At 44.7% G+C, this 22988-nt stretch carries 12 protein-coding genes; 4 read left to right on the forward strand and 8 right to left on the reverse strand.

Annotated features, from left to right (window positions below; all coding sequences use genetic code 11):
* Nucleotides 1-7 precede the first annotated feature (7 nt).
* Complete coding sequence (rimM, locus tag HXT53_RS05205) at nt 8-592, forward strand: ribosome maturation factor RimM (RefSeq protein WP_421780095.1); 585 nt, start codon at nt 8-10, stop codon at nt 590-592.
* 32 nt (nt 593-624) lie between these two features.
* Complete coding sequence (gene trmD, locus HXT53_RS05210) at nt 625-1464, forward strand: tRNA (guanosine(37)-N1)-methyltransferase TrmD (protein WP_421780097.1); 840 nt, start codon at nt 625-627, stop codon at nt 1462-1464.
* A 108-nt stretch (nt 1465-1572) separates the two neighbouring features.
* Here the strand turns inward: trmD and HXT53_RS05215 are convergent, their stop codons facing one another.
* Nucleotides 1573-2175, reverse strand: coding sequence for an RsmD family RNA methyltransferase (locus HXT53_RS05215; protein ID WP_421780099.1), 603 nt, complete (start codon nt 2173-2175; stop codon nt 1573-1575).
* A gap of 225 nt (nt 2176-2400) precedes the next feature.
* On the opposite strand from HXT53_RS05215, the gene HXT53_RS05220 reads away from it, so the two are divergent.
* Nucleotides 2401-3339, forward strand: a complete 939-nt coding sequence (locus HXT53_RS05220) for a nucleoside hydrolase (RefSeq protein ID WP_020759451.1) — start codon at nt 2401-2403, stop codon at nt 3337-3339.
* Nucleotides 3340-3367: 28 nt separating this feature from the next.
* Nucleotides 3368-4789 (forward strand): MFS transporter, encoded by a 1422-nt coding sequence (locus tag HXT53_RS05225; RefSeq protein WP_004114561.1) that lies wholly within the window; start codon nt 3368-3370, stop codon nt 4787-4789.
* 125 nt (nt 4790-4914) lie between these two features.
* Here HXT53_RS05225 and HXT53_RS05230 read toward each other — a convergent pair whose 3' ends face one another.
* From HXT53_RS05230 to HXT53_RS05260, 7 genes are all read right to left on the reverse strand, one after another.
* A complete protein-coding gene (locus HXT53_RS05230) occupies nt 4915-6063 on the reverse strand; it encodes a PfkB family carbohydrate kinase (RefSeq protein ID WP_004113479.1) in 1149 nt (382 codons plus the stop codon).
* A gap of 257 nt (nt 6064-6320) precedes the next feature.
* Nucleotides 6321-8729, reverse strand: a complete 2409-nt coding sequence (locus HXT53_RS05235) for an ATP-dependent DNA helicase RecG (protein WP_075038754.1) — start codon at nt 8727-8729, stop codon at nt 6321-6323.
* A gap of 367 nt (nt 8730-9096) precedes the next feature.
* Entirely contained in the window at nt 9097-9291 is a 195-nt protein-coding gene (gene rpmB, locus HXT53_RS05240) for a 50S ribosomal protein L28 (protein ID WP_004105392.1), read from the reverse strand.
* 144 nt (nt 9292-9435) lie between these two features.
* Complete coding sequence (gene fni / locus HXT53_RS05245) at nt 9436-11925, reverse strand: type 2 isopentenyl-diphosphate Delta-isomerase (RefSeq protein WP_421780102.1); 2490 nt, start codon at nt 11923-11925, stop codon at nt 9436-9438.
* Nucleotides 11922-13061 carry a diphosphomevalonate decarboxylase gene (mvaD, locus tag HXT53_RS05250; protein WP_004117317.1) on the reverse strand — a complete coding sequence of 380 codons (1140 nt, stop codon included), beginning with the start codon at nt 13059-13061 and terminating at the stop codon, nt 11922-11924. Before mvaD ends, fni begins: the two co-directional genes overlap by 4 nt.
* Nucleotides 13062-13127: 66 nt before the next feature.
* Nucleotides 13128-14285 carry a mevalonate kinase gene (gene mvk / locus HXT53_RS05255; RefSeq protein WP_020760602.1) on the reverse strand — a complete coding sequence of 386 codons (1158 nt, stop codon included), beginning with the start codon at nt 14283-14285 and terminating at the stop codon, nt 13128-13130.
* Nucleotides 14286-15200: 915 nt separating this feature from the next.
* Nucleotides 15201-22703, reverse strand: a complete 7503-nt coding sequence (locus tag HXT53_RS05260) for a peptidase (RefSeq protein ID WP_421780105.1) — start codon at nt 22701-22703, stop codon at nt 15201-15203.
* Between the last annotated feature and the right edge of the window lie 285 nt (nt 22704-22988).

Below are 22988 nucleotides of genomic sequence, written 5' to 3' on the forward strand. Positions count from 1 at the left end.
ATTGAACGTGGCTAAAAACCAACTTTTTGACGACCCTCAGCAAGGTTCAAACAACCTACTGAGGGTTTGTCGTATTGGAAAAGCGCAAGGACTAAAAGGCGAAGTCACTGTCCAAATTTTTACCGACGAACCTTATGAGCGCTTTAAAGCAGGCAATGTGCTTTACACGCAAAATGGCGAGCGCGAGTTTACAATCGAGTCTGCGCGAACGTTTAAAAGCCGTTGGATTTTGCTTTTTGAACAAAGTCTAAATCGCAACGATGCAGAGGCCTTAAACGGCTTTGAGCTTTATACTAAGGCTCAAAGCGCGCAAGAGTTAGAGCAAGAAAATGCTTGGTATATTAAGGATTTGGTGGGTCTTAGCGCGCGCATTTGTGAGAATAATTCACTTGGAGTTGCGCCGCGTGAAATCGGCAAAGTCGTAGACGTTATTGATGGTGCTCAATCATTGCTTAAAATCCGACTTTCAACTCCTGTTGGCGATGATAAAACTGCGCTAGTGCCTTTCGTTCAAGCACTGGTTCCAGAAGTTAATCTTAAAGAAAAATATTTAACTTTAGATCCTCCAGGTGGATTAATCCCAGGAATCTAAAACACATGATTTAAGCTTAAAGGCTTTATAAAATGCAAATCGACATAATCTCCGTGTTCCCTGAATATTTTCGCATGCTAGATTTGAGCTTGCTTGGTAAAGCGCAAGATAATGGCTTGCTTAAAATCAACGCGTATAATCTTAGAAAATGGACGCATGACGTTCATCAATCGGTTGATGATACGCCAGTTGGTGGCGGCGCTGGAATGGTTATGAAGCCAGAAGTGTGGGCGGAATGCCTTGATGAGCTGCTTTATAATGGAGATGACGCCGATAATGACGATAACAAAGCCGATATTGGCGATAACGGCACAGTTCTAATCTTCCCAAACCCTTCTGCCCCACTGTTTTCGCAAAAAGACGCTACACAATTAGCAAGCGCAAAGCGACTTGTATTTGGGTGCGGACGCTACGAAGGCTATGACGCGCGAATCCCAGAATACTATCAATCGCGCGGAGTAGATGTGCGCGAATATTCCATTGGCGACTACGTTCTTAACGGCGGCGAAGTGGCTGTTAGCGTTATGGTAGAGGCCATTACGCGCTTGATTCCAGGCTTTATGGGTAACCCAGAGTCGATTGTTGAAGAGTCGTACACTGGCGCGGATGCGATTCTTGAGCATCACCAATACACTCGTCCCACAACTTGGCGCGATATTAGCGTGCCTGCGATTCTTACTTCGGGCGACCACGCTAAAGTGGATCGCTTCCGCAGAGATGATGCACTAGCGCGCACGAGCCAGATTAGACCAGATTTAATTGAGAAACTTGATTGCAAGTCGCTTAGTAAGCAGGATAGAAAAACGCTGATTAGCCTTGGGTGGGAGGTTTCTGGCGATTCGCCAAAACGCGCGACAACCTGTAAAATTTAGCTGCGCTATTCCGAACGGCTATTAGTAGCCGTTCGGCTGATTTGGCATGTAAAGTCCATTGGACTTTACATTTGAGCCAAATCACGCTTTGAAGGAGCTTGAAATGCATTATGCAATTTCAAGCTCAGTCAAAGCGCGTGCTTGAATAAACATAACGGCAGTTTCGCCATAGTTGCGCGTGTCGAAAATCTCCCACCCAGCACAAATCTTAGGCGCAACACTGCGCGCGCTACGCTCTAAAACAATAAGCGTGTCAGCTGCGGCACTTACAACGCCCTTACTGACCATATTCTCAATCAAAAGCTCAACTTGCTCTGTCTCTAATGCGTACGGCGGATCCACAAACACCAAATCGAACGCTTCACCGCTGTAGTCTTGTACGAACTGCTCTGCGCGTCTTTTATTTACGCGAGCGCTTAAATCTTCACTCCACGCGCCTTGACTTTGTAGTACTTTAACAGTTTTTGTTATTAACGCCGCCGCAGCTGCGTTCGCTTCCACGCACACGAGTTCTCTTGCGCCCCTAGAAATCGCTTCTACACCTAACGCCGCTGTGCCAGCGAATAAGTCGAGTACTCGAGCACCATCGCATACTCCCCATGAGTCGAGCCTAGAAAAAATCGCCTCTTTTGTGCGATCTGTTGTTGGTCTTGTACATGACTTTGCAGCGCATAATGGCGTGCCTTTAAATCTTCCTGCAATTACGTGCATGTTTTAAGCATATCATTTTAAATTACTTAGACTTGTGTCGAATTTTGTTATTGATATACTTGGAACGGTCATTTGTTTATTTATATAAACAAATGTTGCTTAGCACTGGTTTCTGACGATTTATCCCAAACTACGCTAAACAATGAAGTTCGCTAAAAAGCCTAAGCATAAAATATATAAATCCCAACTACAACTGACATATAACTAAACAACTAAGGAGCTAAAATGACCACAATCATTCTAGATTGCGATCCAGGTCATGACGACGCTATGGCTATTCTGCTAGCGCTTGGCAATCCAAACATTGATTTGCTTGGTGTAACAACAGTCGGCGGAAATCAAAGCCTAGAAAAGGTGACTTACAATGCGCGAGCAACTCTAGAAATGGCACATGCTACAAATATCCCTGTTCACGCAGGCTGCGACCGCCCAATGATCCGTCCTCTAGAAGTTGCTGCTGCCGTTCACGGAGAAACCGGCCTGGATGGAGTGACTTTGCCAGAGCCAACTCGTCCTTTAGATGAGGGACACGCAGTAAACTGGATTATTGACACAATAATGAGTCATGAGCCAGGCACGATCACACTTGTACCAACTGGACCTCTTACAAACATAGCTATGGCAGTTCGCCTAGAGCCACGAATCGTTAGCCGAGTTAAGGAAGTCGTTCTCATGGGCGGCGGCTATCACGTTGGCAATTGGAGCGCAGTTGCAGAGTTTAACATTAAGGTAGATCCTGAAGCCGCTCACGTTGTGTTTAATGAAGATTGGCCTATTACAATGGTTGGTCTTGATTTAACTCATCAGGCACTTTGCACTCCAGAAGTACAAGCTAGGATTGACGCTATCGGTACGCCTCTTTCTGCTTTTGCAAGCGGATTGATGAACTTCTTCCGTAAGGCATACAAGAACAACCAAGACTTTATCGACCCACCAGTTCACGATCCTTGCACGGTTGCATATTTGATAGATCACAGCGTTGTACAAACTCGTAGATGCCCTGTAGACGTTGAGATTAAGGGAGATTTGACGCTTGGCATGACGGTAGCAGATTTGCGTGGACCAGAGCCATCGGCTGACAAGTGCCATACTCAAGTGGCAACTAAACTCGACTTTAACAAGTTCTGGGATTTGATTATTGACGCTTTAAAAGAATTGAAATAATTGAGGTAATTGAAAATAGAGGTTAATCATGACTGAGGTTTCATCTAAAAAACCATCTATGTTGGATAAGGGTGGACGATCAATCGTAGCGCTTATGGTAGCGCTGCTTGTGGCGATTTTCGCATTCCAGCTTAACGCATCTATGCTTTCTCCAGCTCTAGCAACAATGACTCGAGAGCTTAAAACAACGGATTCTCAAATCGCCTTAACGCAAACAGTATTCTTTACTGCAGCAGCATTATTCTCGCTGTTCTTGCCGCGTTTAGCTGATCTTGTTGGACGAAAAAAGGTTCTTACTGGGATTTTAATCTCCACTATTTTGGGTTGTGCAGTTAGCGCTATTGCGCCAAATGTAACAGTTCTTATGATTGGACGAATTCTTCAAGGAGCAAGCGGACCTGTTGTACCAATGTGCTTGATTATGCTTCGCGTGCGCGTTAGCGAAGAAAAACGCTACGCAAAGCTAATGGCAATTCTGACTTCTGTGAACGGCGGTATTGCAGGCGTTGATGCGCTTCTTGGCGGCTGGCTTGCAGGAAACTTTGGCTTTAGATCCGTATTCTGGACTATGGCAGCCATTGGTATAATCGCTGTTCTTTTGGTTGCTTTCTATGCTGAAGAATCCCATGCTCAAGATACGCCAAAGATGGATTGGGTTGGAGTTGTAACCCTTGGTATAGCATTCCTAGCAGCATATCTTGCTATCAACGAGATTGGTAAACTTGCTGGCGCGAATTTGAGTCTTGTAGCAGGTCTTGTGGTTCTTGCAGTAGTATTCTTTGTAGTGTTCTGGAACGTAGAGGGCAAAAACTCTGCTCCTCTTGTTTCTACAAAATATATGAGTCAGCGTCGCACTTGGGGCTTGCTTTCTTGCACGCTTCTTACTATGACTGGCGTATTTGCAATTATGAACGGCGTTGTTCCACAGCTAGCTCAAGATGCTAAGGCTGGCGCTGGAATGGGTGCGGACATCGTAAGCTTTGCAACGCTTACACCTTACGCAATCATCGGCTTCGTGTTTGGACCTGTTGCGGGTATGCTTGCTGCAAAGTTCGGGTATCGTCTTGTGCTGCGTGCTGGAATTCTTGTGAGCGTTCTTGGCGTGGTGTTTGGAATTTATGTTGCAGCCTCGCCTTCTGTTTGGTCGCTTGTAGTGCTTTCTTTGTGGCTTGGTATCAGTTATGCTGGCGTTGCAAACATTATGCTTAACGGTCTTGGAATTGTGCTTTCGCCAAAGGATAATCCTGGATATTTGCCTGGAATGAATGCTGGTGCGTTTAATCTTGGTGCAGGCTTGAGCTTTGCGATTCTTTACGCTGTTATGACTAATTTTGTACAATCTGCTGGAGCATCAGCTGGATATATTGCTTCGATGGTTGCTGGAATCGTGCTACTTGCCTTGGCGTTTGCATGCTCGTTCTTGATTCCTAAGCCAGAAGATTGCGAGTGATTCACTAATCTAATTCATTCGTTTTCATTCTTTTAATAATTGCCTGAGAATGTTGCAGAAATCATATTTTGCGCACCATTCTCAGGCTAATTTTTTGCTCAACACCAAAGATAGAGATTTGGTATTTACACGCGCTCGTGAATGTTTTCCATTCTCTCCATTACAAGCTCTGGAGTCATCGACTCGTGCACAGCTTCTACCGATTCCGTGTTAAGAGCTGCGGCGGCTACAGCGAATCGCCCTGTCTTCGTGTTATCAAAATGATTATACCTAGCATAGATCAACGCCGCTGTAGCAGCATCGCTTGAACCATTGTCGTTGCCAACCGCGCGCACGCCTTCTCCACCGTTTCCGTGCGCAACAATCATTCTTTGTACACGTTTTAGCGGTACGGGATAGAACGCTACTCCCTCGTCCGCTACGCCATACGCTACTCCCTCGCGCCCCGAGTTAACAAACACATGCCCAACTCCGCGTTTTAGCAATACTTTAGCGCATCTTACTGCAGATTTTTCGTCTACCGCACAAATGCCTGTTAACGCCTGCGATTCGGCTGTGTCTAATATGAGTGTGTCTATGCAGTGTAGTCTGGAAAGTATTCGTGGAGCTTTTGCATCGGTTATTGCGCGCACCATTATTGGTCTGTGATAGTTGTCGCACACCCATTCGAAGGATTTTTGTGAAATGTTGGTATCTAGTGCAACTATGTCTGCGTTTTCTATTATCGATATTCTTTCGCGCAAGAAGTCTGGTGTCATGTAATCGTAGATGCTCATGTCGTCTAGTGCTAAAAGCCTTTGCCCCGATGCGTCTCCTACATACATGTATGATGCTGTCATTGCATCTGGTAGCTGCTTTGAGTATCCTATTTCTAATCCGTTTACAGACGCGTCGACTTTGAATAATTCTCCGTTGTGGTCGCCGCCGTACACGGATACTAGGCTTACTCGTGTGTTCATTCTTTCTAGTGCCACGGCTATGTTTCGTCCGACTCCGCCTAGCGCGTATCGTACTTTTGCAGCGTTTGAAGTGTAGTCCATTAGGTCTCCGCACGCGATTCCCAGCACGTCCATGCTTATTCCGCCTATTACTGTTACGTAGCTGGGTGGTGTGACTATGTATCCTTTTCCTCTAAGGTATCCTTTGCGAATAAGATTGGAAATGTGTGCAGCTACGCCTGATCTTGTTATTCCTGCTAGGTCTGCAAGTTCTTGCTGACTAATCATAGGGTTCTGTTGAATCCACGATAGAATTTGTTGTTCGCGCTCAGTCATCTTTGCCTCATCTCTCGCGATTTTACCTTTCTATATATCTAGGATATTCAAAAATTGTTTTTTTCGCACGTTTATTGTGAAAATATATATTATTTTTTATTATATTATTTTTTTATTTGGCGTTTATTTTTTTTTATTTGGCGTCTGGGTGCTTAATCGTTATCAGCCGCTTTTAATAGTGCTTTTAGCCTATTAAAAGCGATTTTTGTACAAAACTACTTGGGCAATTTGTGTTTCATGAATCTGATTTCATTAATCTAATTGCTTAGTATTGCTGTGCTGCTACCTTGTGTAAAGTCTAAAACTGCTCCGGCGGTTTGTGGATGTTCTAGTAAGGTCGGGTCGTGTTCTAGTAGCGTGTTTGCGTCCTCTCTTGCTTCTGCAATGATTTTTGCGTCTTTTACTACTCTTAATAGTTTTAGACTGGATTTTCCACCTGACTGACTGTCTCCTAGAACGTCTCCAACGTTTCTTAATTCTAGGTCTTTTTGGGCTATTATGGCGCCGTCTAACGAGTTTTCTACTACTTGTAAACGTTCAGCTGCTAACTGGTTGTTTGGTGCGTTTGACACTAGGAAAGCCCAGGATTGTGTGCCTGAACGTCCCACTCGTCCTCTGAGCTGGTGTAGTTGTGCTAGTCCGAAGCGGTCTGCGTCGAAAATCACTATACAACTGGCTTTTGCTACGTCTACTCCGACTTCTATAACCGTTGTGGAAACTAGGATTTGTACTTGTCCACTGTCGAATTTGTGCATTATTTCGCGTTTTTCTTCGTCGCTTGTACGACCTGTTAGTTGTGCGAATTCTACGCCTTTGAATTGTGGTAGGTTTTGTAAGCGTTTTGATATTTGTAAAACTGTGTGGACTTCTCGCTGAGCAATTTGTGTATTTTGGGTATTTTGTGAATTTAGAGTGTATGAGTCTTGGTTTTCTTGGTAGATCGCATCAGCATTATTGTAAGTATTATCGTTGTTTTCTTCACTGTCTTCACTGTCTATTCGAGCACATACAACATATGCTCGCTCTCCTGCATCGATTCTAGAGCGAATGTGGTAGAACATGGATGCCATCTTATGCGAGTCTTCTTCGTTTATTACAAAAGTGCGGATTGGTTTGCGTCCGCCTGGAAGCTCTGTTAAATAGGATGCGTCTAGGTCTCCAAACCATGTCATTGCTGCGGATCGCGGTATTGGTGTGGCTGTCATGACTAACAAGTGTGGAACCGCGTTTCCGCTTATCTTGCGTAATAGTGTGTCTCGTTGTTCTACGCCAAATCTGTGCTGTTCGTCGATTATCACCAGCGCTAGGTTTGTTGGTTTAAAGCTTGCGGAGAAAGCTGCGTGTGTTGCCACAATAATCGCTGGCTCTCCACTTGCTACTTTTGCTAGTGCACTTCGTCTGCTGGCTAGCTTCATTCCGCCTGTTATGAGCGTTATTTCAACGTTTATCCCTGCACGCTCAATCATCTGTTGTAGGTTTGTGGCATGCTGTGATGCTAATACTTGTGTTGGGGCTATTAGTACCGCTTGGTGTCCTGATCCTACGGCTTGTAGCATTGCGCTCATTGCTACTATTGTTTTTCCAGAGCCGACTTCTCCTTGCAAAAGACGACGCATTGGTTTTAATGGGGACTCCTCGGTTGCTTGAGATTCGCCTTGCATATCTGCTGTTATTTCGCTAATAACGTTTTTTTGTCCTTCTGTTAGCTCGAATGGTAGGCTTTCTTCAAAGTGTTTTCTTAGCTCGCTGTTTTCGCACGTGTATGCCTTATTTTCCCCTGATTTTTTGCGTGATTGCAAAACTGCTATTTGTGATATGAATGCTTCTTCGTAGCGCATTGTGTGTATTGCGTTTTCAAAGTCGTTTTTGTTTTGTGGATTGTGGATTGATTCGAATGCTGCCGCGCGGTGCATTAGGTTTCTACTGTTTGTGACGAATTGTGGCAGAACGTCTGGCAAAACATCTGAAAGAACATTTGTATCAGGAACATTTGTATCAGCAACACCTGTAGTATCAACATTAAAATCGCTAGAATCGCAAGTCTTAAAAAGTCGCAATAATCCTAAAATCGTCTCGTGAATATGTTCACTAGATATTCTCGAATTTGCGTGGTAAATCGGTTGTGGCGCGCAAAGTTTTTCAATCCCATCTTCTACACTTTGCACAGAAAAATCATCGCTGTTTTGCACGCGCACATCAGTATTATAAGCAGAATCATCGCTTTCAGCACTCTTTGCTCGAACAGTTAGAATCTGCGGATGTGTAAACTGTAGTCTCCCATTGAACTCGCCGCTTGTGCCTCCTACAACAACGGTTTGTCCTACTGCAATTCTGCCACTAACCCATTGCACGTATTGTCTGTTCTTTGAAAAATACACAATCTGTGCTTGTGCCGCATCTTGCGCTACGTTTACTTCTAGCCGATATCCTCGTCGCGCTGCCATTTGCACTATGTTTATAGATTGTATTGTCGCTGAGAACGCCACTTCTTGACCTGGCAAAATTTGGCTTAAATGCGCGCGTTTTAGCGGATTTGTGACTCTAAACGGGTAGTATGTTAGCGCGTCTTTTACTGTGATTACGCCTAGCGATTTTAGAGCAGACGCGCGTCTCTTGTTGCTTACGATTGACGATATTGCTGTGTTTAGTGTTATGCGTGCTGCCATACTTCGATTATAATCGTTGCGCTACGATTTAAGCGAAAAGGTAGGTCGGAGCGCAAGTGAGGTGGAGATTCGAGATTTTTCGCACTGAATGAGATGAACCTCAGCATCTTTGATGGTGATTCATCGAATGAAGAAGAAAAATCGAGAATCTCGGTGATAAAAACCACGCAAAAGTTTTAGATATTCAGAAGGTTTGATGTATTTCTATACGAGCAATAAAAGAGGAGCGTAGCGACGGGACTTGCGAGGAGAGAAATACTCAAACCTCGCGCAACAACAAATAGGAAAGCGTGCTACGATTTAAGCGAAAAATAGGGAAATAAAAAAGCCCCGAGCACTGCTCAGGGCCTTACATCTAACACGCGATTCACGCCTCAACGCGCTGAACCTTGCCTGCCTTAATGCATTTTACGCACACACGAAGGCGAACATTTTCGCCATCAATGGTGGTGCGAACCGGCTGAAGGTTCGGGCGGAAGGTGCGCTTATTGCGGATGTGCGAATGTGAAACGCTGAAACCGGTTTGCGGTCCCTTGCCACATACTGCGCAACGAGCTGCCATAATTGGACTCCTATTTTCTTTGACTTGCAAGTCTTGCGTCGCTCACCCACGCAAACCGCCCACGCGACTAACCGACGCTAAATCGCATAAACAAATAAGCATGCTTGAACGCACAACTACACAATTATATCACTACGCCCGACATTAAATCACACAGGGCTTATCATCAATCAAAATCCGCGAATTTTCGCGCAAATCCTCAATATTCTTGCATCCAAGCAACGCCATAATCACACGAATCTGCGCCTTCCAAGACTCAATTTGCTCAACAAGCGCATCTTCTCCTTCGTTAATAAGCGTGTGCAAAAACTCGCCAGCAACTCCAACAGCGCTTGCACCAAGCCGCAATGAGCGCACAACATCAAGCGGCGTACGCACTCCTCCGCTTGCAAACACTTGCATTCGCGCACTATTGCAAGAATCCGATGAATCGCGCGGCTCGCACAAAATCTCATCGCATTGCGCTATGTCTAGCAACGATTCGACAGTTGTAAGCCCCCAGGAGTCGAGGAACTCGTAGTCGCTTTTACGCCCACGCCTTGCGTTTTCAATCGCAACAAAATTCGTGCCTCCGCGTCCGCCAACGTCCACCGCATGCACGCCCACATTTTGCAACCGCAGCACATCATGAGCGCTCATTCCGCATCCAGTTTCTTTAACAACAACTGGCACTTTCATTGAATCAAGCTCGCGCGCAATGGCCTCAATATTGTTAAGCCACGCACTAAAATCGCGGTCTCCTTCGCTCATCACAAGCTCTTGTGCCGCGTTTAGGTGGATTTGCAACGCGTTTGCTTGCAAAATTTCTACAGCTTTAATCGCCTGCTCAGCGCTCACTCCTGCGCTTACATTCGCCATTACAAATCCATGCGGATTAAAGCGTCGAATCACGCTAAAAGTCCCTGCAAGCCGCGGATTTTTAAGCGCTGCGCTTAGCGAGCCAGAAGCCATTGCTAAGCCAGTTTTTGCAGCTACCCTCGCTAGCGACTCGTTTATATTTTCGCCTTTTTTGCTGCCGCCAGTCATTGCGTTAATATACAGCGGAGTATCCCATTTTGTGCTTTCGTCAAACACGCTCACACTTGTATCTACATCGCTTAATGCCAATTGAGGCAGCGCGTTTGGAATAAATCGCACGTGTTCAAAACCAGATTCCGCGTGCGCATTGTATTGTTCGCACGCGAGTTTTATGTGATCGTCTTTGCGTTGTTCAATAAGCGAGAGGTCGCCGCTTTCATCAAATTCTGCGACTTTCAGATTAAGCGCCTCAATACCGCTGTTTTGCCATTCTTCTTCAATGCGAGCAAACACAGCATCAAAATCTTCCGCGCGCGCAATCGCGACTCCGCAATCTCCTCCGCCTGCTCCACTTGTTTTGGACGGCAATCCTGCACCATTGGCAACTTCTATTAGCCGCGTGAGTTTTGGCGTTTCGATTAGTGTTCCCGTGATTTCGCCAAGATCTTTTAGCAGCGCACGATTTCGCGCAAATCCGCTTAATAACGCGTCTATGCGCCCATTTTCTAGCGCATTTGCGATTTTTTGCACGCATTTTTCGCTTTGTACGCAAAAATCTTCGTATGTTTTAGAGTAAGTCTTAGCGCTTGTTTTAGAGGGATTGTGCGCGGTTAAATCGCCAGCCTTCACTCCAGCTTTTACACTTCCAACAAGTTCTGCGCTGCTGGCAGGATTCCCCGTCCACCCAACTAAGAGTCGCAAGCCTGCGCCTACTTTTAATCGTTTTACTTCAAATCGCGGCCATTTTTTTATAAGCAGCTTGTGTAGGCTTGAGTCTCCACTTTCAATCATTTCTATTTCTGCTTCAAGCCATTCGCGATTGTACGCGCGGTACATTACCCATCCGCCGTATGCGCTTGCTGCCACGTCTCCGCCGCTTCCTGACTTTTTTACTAGCGACGATGCAATTATGGCTAGCTTGCACAATTCTGGCGTTGTAAGCGTTAATCCGTACCATTTGCACAGCGCTCGCACAGCCGCCACCGTTACGGCTGCAGATGATCCAAGCCCGTATTTTTTGCCTGTTTTTTTATCGTCTAAATCACTTTCTATTTGTAGATTGTATAGGTTTATGGCTGTATTTCCTTCATCTAGTAAAACGTTTTTTACTTCTTTTGTTTCGCGCGCAAAATCGTCTACTATTTGCATTGCGGAAAATACGTATGAATAGATTTTTTTTAATTTTTTTATTTGAGAATCTTGGTTTTGTTCATCGCTGGCTGCTGGCGACTTTTCCGCTGGCAAGTCGCAAGCATCCGTTGAGTCTTTTGCGCTCATAGTTATATCTTCTGCATCTTTTTCGTCTAAAATAAATTCCCTGCCGAAGATTCCACGCTTCCAATAAAGAGGCTTATAGTTTTTAGACTCACTCGTGATTTTTCCGTAAAATGTTGGTAAATCTAGTTTTTTAAGATTATTTTTTTCGGATTCGTTTTTATTAAAGTCGCAGCTGTGATACGTTTTTCCATGACTATCACGTATTAGTAGGTTGTCATCGTCAACTGTAACTTTTACATAACGATTCACAGCTGCTACGATTGCAGCGCATCCATCTACAACAGCGTATTCGCCTGCTATGTAAAGTTTTCCAGGCGCTAAAGCTTGCTCATTAGTCATGATTCTCTCCGTATGCTAACGCCACTTCCTGGGCGCGCAATAACAAACTGCGGATTGGATTGCGCAAAGCTGCTAAATGACGGCGATTCCTGCGACTCGCGCAAACGCTTAATCTCACTCAACACGCGCAAACTCAACTCGTTTTTAACTCGCAAAACTTGCTCCGCGCTAGTTAAAACTTTAACATTCGGACCAGCATCCATTGTAGCCCAAACTGGAAATCCGCTTTCATCGCGCATTTTTCGCACAACGTTAAGCACAACATGCGTTTCATCTGTTAAATAGTTTACGCTTTCAGCAGCCGCGCGCATTGCGTCATGCATTCCTAAAGCGTTTCTCTCCGACACTTCTCCCAATGCTTGAATATCACAATTTTTGATAGCTGATAACGCCGTATTTAGGTCTTTTTTGCAGTTTTTGATCCAGTCTGCGTAGATTGGTGATGTTTCTACTGTGCGTCGCATTGCTTCACGGCTTGAAATCTTCTTTTTACTAGAGTTTAAAATAACAGTTACCATTGCGAGTTGAAGCTCTTCTGGTGTTTCGATTGGCTCTGCGTAAGACGTTTCGTCGCTTGTGCCAGCGTTCCATAATACTAATCCGCCGTAAATCGACCTGCATGCTGATCCAGATCCTTTGCGAGCTAGAATCGATAAGTTGCGTGGGCTTAGGTTTAATCCTGCGGCGTATGATGCTGCAGACGCAAGTGCCGCAAAACCAGATGCGCTAGAAGCTAATCCTGCGGCTGTTGGAACTGTGTTTACGCTTACGACTTGCGCTTTGCTCTTAATTCCAGCCATTTTTCGCACAATATCTAGCATTTTTACTATTCGTGCACGCTCTGAACTTTGGAGTAAATCGCCTGTAAAATTTACTCCGTTTAAGCAAATCGAGTCTGCCTCTAGGCAATCATCAAATCGTACTTTTGTTGTTGTGGAAAATCCGTCTAAAGTCAGAGATAATGAGGAAGTATATGGCAAAATCAGAGTTTCATCTCGTTTCCCCCAATATTTGATTAGCGCAATATTTGCGTTTGCTGTAGCTGTAAAAGCGGCTCCGTGATTACTGTTATTAAACGAATCAATATCATCAAGCACATTAAACGCTATTTTTGGCTCAATTTCAACGTTTTCCACGCGTATCCTTTCTTAAGTCTTTAGTCTTTAAAGCGTTTTTAAAGCATACTAACGAATTAGTTATGATTATTGTCCGATTTCTACAATCCACGTTCTAGCTGCTCCAGCGTTTTTAAGCGCTATGCTTACTTTAGACGCATCCTCCTGACTTTGCGCAATGGCTATAATGCATCCACCTCCGCCTCCGCCTGTAAGCTTTGCTCCTAGAGCACCATTTTCGCAAGCATTTTTAACTAGAGCGTCTAAAAATGGCGTACTTATACCTAATTCCGCAAGAATTTTGTGAGCACGAGTCATGCTCGATCCAATATTTTGTATATTGCCAAACTCTAAATCATTCTCTGCGTTAAGAGCGATTTGACCAAGCTCTTGCAAAAGTGCATTTACGATTTTCGGCTGGCTATCGCGTTTTTTGCGTAATGCTTCTACTGTTACTTTTGTTGTTCCTTTGAATCCCGAATCAGCTAGCACAATCCAAGCGCGTATTGTTGGGCTTATGCTCATTCGGCTAAATTTGCCATCCAAGAAGCGAACTGGCTGCTGCAGCATCGCACTGGTTGCTGTGGCGTCTAATCCAGATGCTTTCCCGTGCGCAACGCGTTCTGCGTCTTGCGTAATCTCGAATAGTTTTTCATCGCTGGCATTAATACTGTAGTAGTCGAGTATTGCGCGGATCACTGCTCCTGCTGCTGCCGCCGAAGACCCCAATCCTCGCTCTGGCGGAAAATCGCAAGCGGTTTCTATTTGCAATGCTTCGCCCTGCCAATTGGCAAAACGTAATGCCTCTTGTATTGCGGTTTTAATCGACGCGAATCGCGCAGGTGCGCTTCGTAAAAGACCATCAAATCCTAATGCTTTAAATGTTATGAGGTTTTGCATCTGGCAGCTAAGGTCTTCTGCTGAATCGCATAATTCTGCTCTTTTGCCTTCGTCTGCTGTGGCGCTTGTGTCGTTGAGTGTTCGTGCACTTGTTACTGTTGCGTGCATCTTAAGATTTTGCAATGGAAGCGCTACTGCGCTGTAGCCATAAACAACCGAGTGTTCGCCAAAAAGAATCACTTTTGCGCAAGTTGTGCCTCTGCCAACGCGATTTTTTGCGCGCGCAACCACGAGCATACTATTGAACTCGTTATTGCGCTCTTTATCACGCTCATTCTTGTGTGCGTTCTTGCTCTCGCACGGATTGGATGCGTGGCGATTCGCTAAAGTGTTGCACTCAGTCACTAATCCTCCTTTGCGACATATATGGCTTACTTGTTGGCACTGCTTAATTGATGCGCGTTTAAGCTTATTTGCCCAACTTTTATAATCTAGTCGCTAAAGCGATTAAACACCACGATTTGCTCTATACGCACACAACACATTCACATTTCCCGAATTTGCGCTCCAATCTACCTTTTCGCTTAAAGCGTAGCGCGAAAAGGTAATTCGGAGCGCTGAGCCGCTCAAACGTAAAGTCCAGTGGACTTTACGTGCGGCGAAGACGTGAGCGCAGCTAACCTGCGCGAGCGACACGACACGCCGTAAACTCGGTACAAACGCACTACATGATTACGCCAAACTAGGTAGAGATTCGAGATTTTTCGCAGCTATCGAAGCGAGCCTCAGCGTCGCTAGATGGCGACTCGCTGAGAGAGCAAGAAAAATCGAGAATCTCGATGATTAAGTGATACGCAATTGTTCAGACTTGTAAGAGGGCTGGGTGATTCTTGGTCGAACAATATAAGAGCGGCAGCCGATACCAAATAATCCAATGATCAACCACTACAAACAAACCTCAACACAAAAACAAAATCAAAGACAAAACGGAACAACCGCAACAACAACCAACACGTAAGAGGCAGAGCGTTGTGCGAATCGACGACTTCGAGCTGCATAATGCGCGAGAAGTCACCTCGATTCGCTGAGCCGCTTAAATGTAAAGTCCAGTGGACTTTACGTGCGGCGAAGGCGTGAGCGCGGCTAATCCGCGCGAGCGTAGAATTAGCCAGCCCTCATACAACAGTAAACAGAGAATGTCGCGCAATACCAAGTAAGGAATAGTGCGCAACACCAAATAATTAATGGCTTGAAGAAACTATCCCCAAGCCATTAATTTACATTACGTTGCAGCAGCATCACACACTGCTACAGATTAAACTAACGAGCCGAATGCTTCCTACGCTTAGACGCAGCGCCAACCACTCCGAGCCCAGCAAACACCGCAGCCAAAGCAGCAAACACCGAGAAACTAGCGCCAGTATTAACACCACTCACGTCACCACGCTTAAGATTCATTCCAGCAGAATTACGCGCCGCGAGCATTCCCGCACGCAAAGCTGCACGCGCAGCACGCAAACGAGCCAATGCCGAATCAACCTGCCCCTGAGTAGCATTCGCGTCCGCTAACACTAAACGAGCATGATTCAAAGCCGCATTAAACTCACTGACCAAGTTAGAATCAGCCACTACGCCATTAGCATTAGCCGAAACATCACCAAGAGCTTGATCAACCTCAGACTGCAAAACACTCTTATCAACAACATTATTAACACTAGTAGTATTCACATCGTTAACACCAACACCAGTATTAATAAGCCTGTTATAAGCATCAATCAACTTTTGCTTAGCATCACGAAGCCTACGAAGAGCCTGATTAACCTGATCCTGAGTAGCATTAGGATCCTTAAGCACACTATCAGCATCATTCAACGCCTGCTGATACTCCGCCAAATCAGCAGCCTTACCAATAATGAACGGAATCGACTTACGGAAATCAGGATCATTGTCAGCCTCAGTGTTCAAATCAGACTTATCGGTCTTATGAGAATCAGCAAGCTTCTGCTTAGCATCCTTAAGCCTCCTCAAAGCCTCATCAACCTGAGCCTGAGTTGCATTAGGGTTCTTAAGAACTGCATTAGCTTCATCCAATGCGCGCTTATAAGCCTCAGCCTCTGAGCTTCCTGCAGCATTCTGATACTCAGGAGACTTAGTAAAGTCAGAATCCTTACCAGCCTCAGTGTCCAAATCAGACTTATTAGTCTTATAGCCTTCAGTAATCTTCTTCTTAGCAGCTTGCAATGCATCTAGAGCATCGTAAAGCTCTTTTTGGGTTGGGACTTTAGTACCAGCTGGAAGATTAGTCTTTGGCTTACCAGTAGTGCGATCAAAATTGGCGAGAAGAGTCTTAGCAGCAGTAAGCTTGTCGTTGTAATCCTTAAGAGCCTTCTTAGCAGCGTCATCACCTTTAGCAGTCGCGTTCTTGAACGCAGGAGTGTTCTCGAACACGTCATCTCTAGTGTCTTTATCTCCATCCTTAGACTTGTCAACTTCTTGCTGAAGCTCAGTAGAACTGGTCTTATAATCAGCAAGAATTTTATCCTTGATTTCCTTAAGCTTCTTAAGAGCCTCGTCAACTTCCTTCTGAGTTGGAACATCCTTAGCATCAGACTTTGGTTTATTGTCATCACCGAACTTTTCAAGCAAAGTCCTAGCTTTCTTCAACGCTTCCTTATAAGCAGAGATGTCAGCATTATCTGACTTGCCGTCTTCAGCCTTCTTAGAATCAGCGTTCTTGAACTCAGTAGTAGCCTCAAAGTCAGCATCTGCTACTGTGCCTCCGTCAGCAGTAGACTTTGCAGACTCATCCTTCAAATCCTTAGCATTAGTCGTAAAGGCATCATCGATAGCTTTCTTTGCCTGTTGCAAGTCATCCAAAGCTTTCTTAACATCAGCATTAGTTGGCTGCTTATCAACCTCAGCGTTCGGATCTGGATTATTCACCTGATCGATAATCTTCTTCGCTGCTTCAAACTTCTCGTTATAATCTTGAAGCTTCTTGGTGGCAGAGTCATTACCAGTTGCAGCATCGCCAGTTTCGGACTGCTTCTTATACAGAGCATTCTTGTACGGAATCGACTCCTCGAATGGAGGAGTTACAGGCTTGCCTGTAGCATCCTTGTCGCCAACCTCCTTTTCAAGAGGATCAACAACAGTCTTGTACCCGTTGGTAACTGTATCCATGGCTGCTTGCAGGGTCTTAAGAGCATCATCGACTTCCTGCTGAGTCTTGCCAGTTGGATTCTCGATGATGTCCTTAGCTTTCTTCAAAGCGCCGTTTTCAGTGGTCTCATCCAAAGCTCCAACATCAGTTTTAGCCTTGGATTGCTTCTGCGTATCAGAGGAGTCATCTTTAAGAGCTGACGCATTCTTATACTCAGGAGTCTTCTTAAAGTCACCATTCGCAAAATCTTTAGCAGCGGTTAGCGCATCAAGATTGGTCTTGTAACCATCAGTAATAGTTTGCTTTGCCTTCTTCAAAGCCTCAAGCGCCTCGTCAACCTGCTTCTGCGTTGGACGCTCAGAAGGCTTCTTGTTTGTATCTGTTGCAGCCTTTACAAGATCGCGAGCAGCCTTGAGTGCATCCTTGTAAGCCTTAACATCCTCATTGTCGCTGGTACCATCCTTCTTAGCGTCGGCGTTCTTGAACTCTGGAGAGTTCTCGAACTTGCCATCTATAGAAGATCCTTCAGCATCCGCCTTAGACAAATCCGCCTCAGTGCTCAACTTAGAAGTGTCGGTCTTGTAGGTATCCTCAAGCGTCTTACGAGCGGTATCGAGCTCTGTCAAAGCATCGTCAATCTGCTTCTGAGTTGGCTTAGCATCGAGAGGCGTCTTAGTGTCGTCGTGCTTTGAGAGCAACTCCTGAGCTTCGGCTAACGCCTTGTCGTATGCCTTCTTAGCTTCTTTAGCAGCGTTGTTCCTGGTGTCATCAGGCTTGCCATCAGCAGTTAAGAAGTGAGGATCAGATGCGTTGCGATATGCGTCGGAATCCTTTGTGCCCTCGACGGCAGGATTTGCACCCTCTGCGTCTTTACCGTTCTTATCAACACTCTTCTTCAGTGCTTCAACGTTAGTATCTTGAGCCTTAAGAGCGTCACGCTTCTCATCAAGCTTCTTAAGAGCCACATCCACCTGCGCCTGGGTAGCGGTTGGATCCGTCAAAAGCTTCTTAGCATCAGCAAGCGCCTCGTCGTAGTCTGTAGCCTTCTTCTTGATATCCTCATACCCAGAAGTATCTTCATTGCCATCAGTACCCAGCTTGTGCGGATCCTTAGCATTCTTATACGCTGGATCGTGCTGAGTATCGGTATCCTTGTTGATGGATTCCTGCAGCTTATCGGTCTTAGTCGCAAACTTATCCAGACCCTTCGCCGCATCATTCATTTCTTGAAGAATTTTGGTAACATCCCTATTCAGCGGCTCACCGTTCTTGTGCGCCTGAATACCTTTCAGGTAGTCCTTATCGTTAGGGTCGCCATCTTCCTTCGGGATAATGTTATCAGGAATATCATGACCATTTGCTTGATCCTTTGGAAGCGTGTTAGTAATCGCCTTATGTAGCTTGTCAGCTGCATCGTCATAAGCCTTCTTAGCTTTCTTAGCAGCTTCTACATCAGCTTTTTCTTCTTCACTAGGATTTTGCTTTTCGGCAAGCTCCTTCAAGTTCTGGTACGCAGGGCTGAGCTTTATAGCAATGTCATTAAATGCAGCTGCAGAAAGTTTAGAGGTATCGGTTGCATACTTGTCGATAAGCTTACGAGCCTCAACAAGCTGATTTTTAACCTTATCAGCCTGCTCTTGCGTTACCGTACTATTCGGCTTATTAAGCTCCGTCATCAAATCTTTTGCAGCGTGGTAAGCGTCGTTATAGGCTTTAAAGTCCTTCGCAGCCTGAGAATCCTGACCATCAGCCTGCGCCTTATCAAACGCATTGAAATAGGCTGGCATTAGATAGCCACTGAAGTTGTCTGCAAGCGCTTTGCCAAGATCGGTTTTATCGGTAGAGTATTTGTCGGAATGAAGTGCGGTTTCAGCAGCTTCAAGCGCTTTCTTGGCGTCCTCAACATCTTTCTTGGTGGCTTTGTCGTTTGCGAGGACGTCTTTAGCTTTCTTTAAAGCGTCATCGTAATTCTTAACAGCTTGCTGAGCAGCAGTGTCATTAGTCTTATTCTTTGCATTCTTATAGAATACACTCTGCTTGCTGTCGTCATTTGGATCAGGATTATCGAAGCTCTTTTGCACGGCAGCGTCAAGAGGAGATTTGTCTGTTGCATTCTTGTCGAGCGCATCCTTAGCTTTCTTAAGATCCTCAATAGCTTTGTTTACATCCTTTTGAGAAGCGTTTGGATCCTTAGAAAGATCGTTTGCCTTCTTAACAGCTTCGTCATACGCCTTGCGCTCTGTCTCGTTAGAGTTCTGGTAAGTCGGGTCGGCTTTAGTCACATCCTGTGTACCCTGATCGTTCTTGCCCGTGTTCACCTGACCATGCTCAGCAATAGCAGCGTTAAGCTTATCCTTGTTAGTGCTGTACTTATCAAGCTCCTTACGCGCAGCATCAAGCTTAGCCTTGGCTTCGTCAACAGCCTTCTGTGTAGCGTTATCGTCCTTGCTTACCTTGTTAGCTTCTTCGAGTGCCTTGTCGTAGGCATCCTTAGCAGCCTTGGCTTCACCGTTCTTTTTAGTATCAGGTTTGCCATCGTCGGTCTGGAATGCTTGATCAGTAACGTTCTTATACTTATCAGTAGTTACAGTACCAGGCGTTTCAGCAGTAGTGCCTTCAGCAACCTTACCATTAGCTTCAATCGACTTGTTCAGCTCTTCCTTCTTGGTAGCATCACCATCAAGAGCCTCGCGAGCCTTATTCAAAGTAATAGTCGCGTTATCAACCTCAGCCTTAAGCTCTTCACTTAAATCAGCATCAGCTGTAGTTCCAACTTTTTCAAGCGTTTTTTTAGCAGCATCAAGCGCCTTGTCATACGCCTGCTTCTTATCAGCAGACGCGTTGTAGTACTTAGCCTCAGTCGGAGTCTTCTGGTCGTCAGCAAGCTTGTGCTCGCCAATCGACTTAGAAAGATCATCTTTCTTATTCTTCGTCTGCGGTACAAACACCACATTGATGCCCTTAGGGCTGGTACGAGGATTATACTTACCTTCACCATAGATATAGTTGTACTGGTATTGAGTATAAGGCTCAATGAACAAACGCCCAATCATGCACTTGCTATTCTTGCCGGCAACTTCAACCGCTTTACTTTCAGTATCAAATGTAAATTTATTTACACTTGACTGCTCGTCGCCCATCTTCTCGTTAGAGTTATCAACAGGCTTTGCAAAGCCGCCGTAGTTACTGCCATTGAGCTTGGTTAAGTTAAGTACACCAATAGGCTCCCCATTGGCATCAACAATGTATCCGACGTGCGAGCGCGTAGCTGCACCTTTCTTGCCTTCATAAGTGACACCTTTATACTCAGTACCAAGAAGCTCTTTACGTAATTGAGGGTTTGCTTGCGCAACATCAGCATTTACAGTTGCTTTCAAAAGCTCCAGAACATCTTTGGTATTAAACGCCTCGCCCTTATCTGGATCGTAACGGTAAACAAGCGTCTTGCCATTTTCCATCCAAGCAAGACCTTCATCGGTATCGCGCCCATTAATCTTGTTCTTGCTCTCTTCCCAGCTAAGCGTGTAATCCTTACGTAAATCAATCAAACGCGTAAGTTGATGCTCTTTAATGTCGGACTTAAACTGAGCGTATGCTTTATCGGTTCTGATAGTAACAGTAATAGTATTTTCACTCTGACCGTTTGAAATACCCTGGTTATTTTTACCAGAGTTTTGCAAATTACCTTCAATCCAACCAAGCGAAATCTGCTTCTCGTAGTCTTTTGCACTTAAACCAAGCTCTTGATTGTCTTTATTAGCTTCGTAAATAGCTTTCTTGATTTGCTTCAACTCAGCTTGCGAATAGCCCAAAGGATTAGCAACAACCACTGCCTTAACCTTCGAGTTTTCAGAATCACTTGGAATTGCAACTTTATCAGTAGCAACTCTTGTAAGCACTAAGTCTCTCAAAGGAATCTTTGGATCATCTTGCGGACTTAATCCATCAAAGTCGATTGTCGCATTGCCATTGTTATCAAACGTAACTTTGTCGGTAGATACGCCGTTAAGTTTTGCAAGATTCTTTCTGATTTGAGTCTTTTGATCCTCTGTAAGCTTGCTAAAATCAACTGTATCCACAACCGGCTTCTCAATGCGAGTGCTATAGCGCACTACAGTAAGAGGTATTTCCGGAGACTTCATTCCCAAATCTGTTACAAGATACGTTTTAAGCTTTCGCTCGCCAAATGAGTAATCATCACCATTCTTATTATTGATTTCTTTGAACATAGCTTCGTCATAAGAACCCATGCCCTGCGGAATTTTTGCGTCTACCGTATCTGGAGTGTTATTAACAGTGCTTTCATCAACACGTAAACCAACACCCGCTGACTTACTTTGAGCAACAAGCTGCTCAGCTACACTACTACCAGCCTTATGTTCAGTAGGAAGATTTACTGCATTGTGAAGAACTTCTCGTACTTTATCTGCCGACAACCTCTCGTCATACTTTAAGACAATTGATCCTGCTGTTTTTGGCGGAACAAGCGTTGCAACACGGAAGTTATTAGATGTTTGGTCATGCTGCAAATTATCCTTATCATAATACAAGAAGATTGAGCGATTTGCACAATAGCCTTGACCCGAAGATATGCCGCCATCCCTGAATGGCTGCTTCATAACCAAGTCCACACTACCGTCAGTATTCGTCTTTAACTCGTAAATTCCGGAATAGCTTTGGTGCATTTCATCTACACGAGCAGAATCAAATTCGATGATTTTCTTGTAAGCTTCAGGATCATCAGTATTAATACTATCTTTTGAATCTGGAAGAATTACTACGCGTACAACCGTCTTACCATCCGCACTCTTTGGCAAATGGTACACAACTTGCTGCTTTTCAAGATTCTCATCAAACGTGTTGCTAGGAGTTGCCCAACCATAAATATTTGGCAGGTTTTTGGAAAAAGCTACCTCATCAGGATTGTGCTCTGCACCAGCGCGATCTTCTCCCTGAGCTACTGTGCTTGCAGGAGTCTCAGGTTGCTTATTTTCATATATCGAACGCTTTGAACGACTCTTCTTTACAGTAGTTTCTGCAGGGGCGCTATTTTCCGCAGTGGTGCGACTGGTTGCATTAGTCCTATCAGCTGCAGAAGTCTTATCGGTAGTGGTCTTATTATCTACAGACCCAGCGCTCTCAACCTTCTGCTCTGCGATTTTCTTCTGCTCAGCATTATTCTCAACCTGCTTATCTTCAGTCTTTACTACAGACTGCGCAGAAGCATTCTTATTGCTAGTTAAATTCGGCTCAATCTTAGACTTGCTATCCTGAGTCTCGGCAACATTCTTGTCTGTAGCAACCTTATTATCAGTCTGATCATTCTTAGACTCAGAAGGCTCAGCTTTCTTAGAAGCCTCACCCTTAGAAGCATCATCATTCTTAGTAGCCTTAGAATCATCAGAAGTCCTAGAATTACCCTTATTAGCATCAACTAAATTCTGCTCTTTTGCTGTATCAGTATTTTTAACAGGCGCAGGATTCGCCTCCGCCGCCATTGCAGGAGTTGCGCCAAAAGCAATCGCAGCGCCAGCAATTACGCCAGCAGCGCCAGCCGAAAGAGCAGCCACCTTACGCATATCAACAGCCTTTTCAATCGCTTTACTTACTACAGCATCTAACTTCACAGTATTCGCATGCTTTCTGGATTTTGATACCATGATATACTTCTTTCACTTAGTAATCCGATAACGAGGCAGATTCGCATGCCCGCCTATAGACATGCAAAATGCAAATTTTCAACAACGCTAATTTAAAATTTTCATAGCACACGTTTATAAAATCGCAAGCTATCTTTGTTAGGTTATTATAACAATTTAAAAATTTTTTTGAAGTCAAATAACATATGTTTAAATCAAAAAAGCCTATAGTACCCCCCCCCCCCAAGCCATATTTTTCAACGATTTTAGGGATTAATATTTTTTTGTAAATATTTTGAATAGGGG

The sequence above is a fragment of the Gardnerella sp. KA00390 genome (genome assembly GCF_049244075.1).
Taxonomy (GTDB): domain Bacteria; phylum Actinomycetota; class Actinomycetes; order Actinomycetales; family Bifidobacteriaceae; genus Bifidobacterium; species Bifidobacterium vaginale.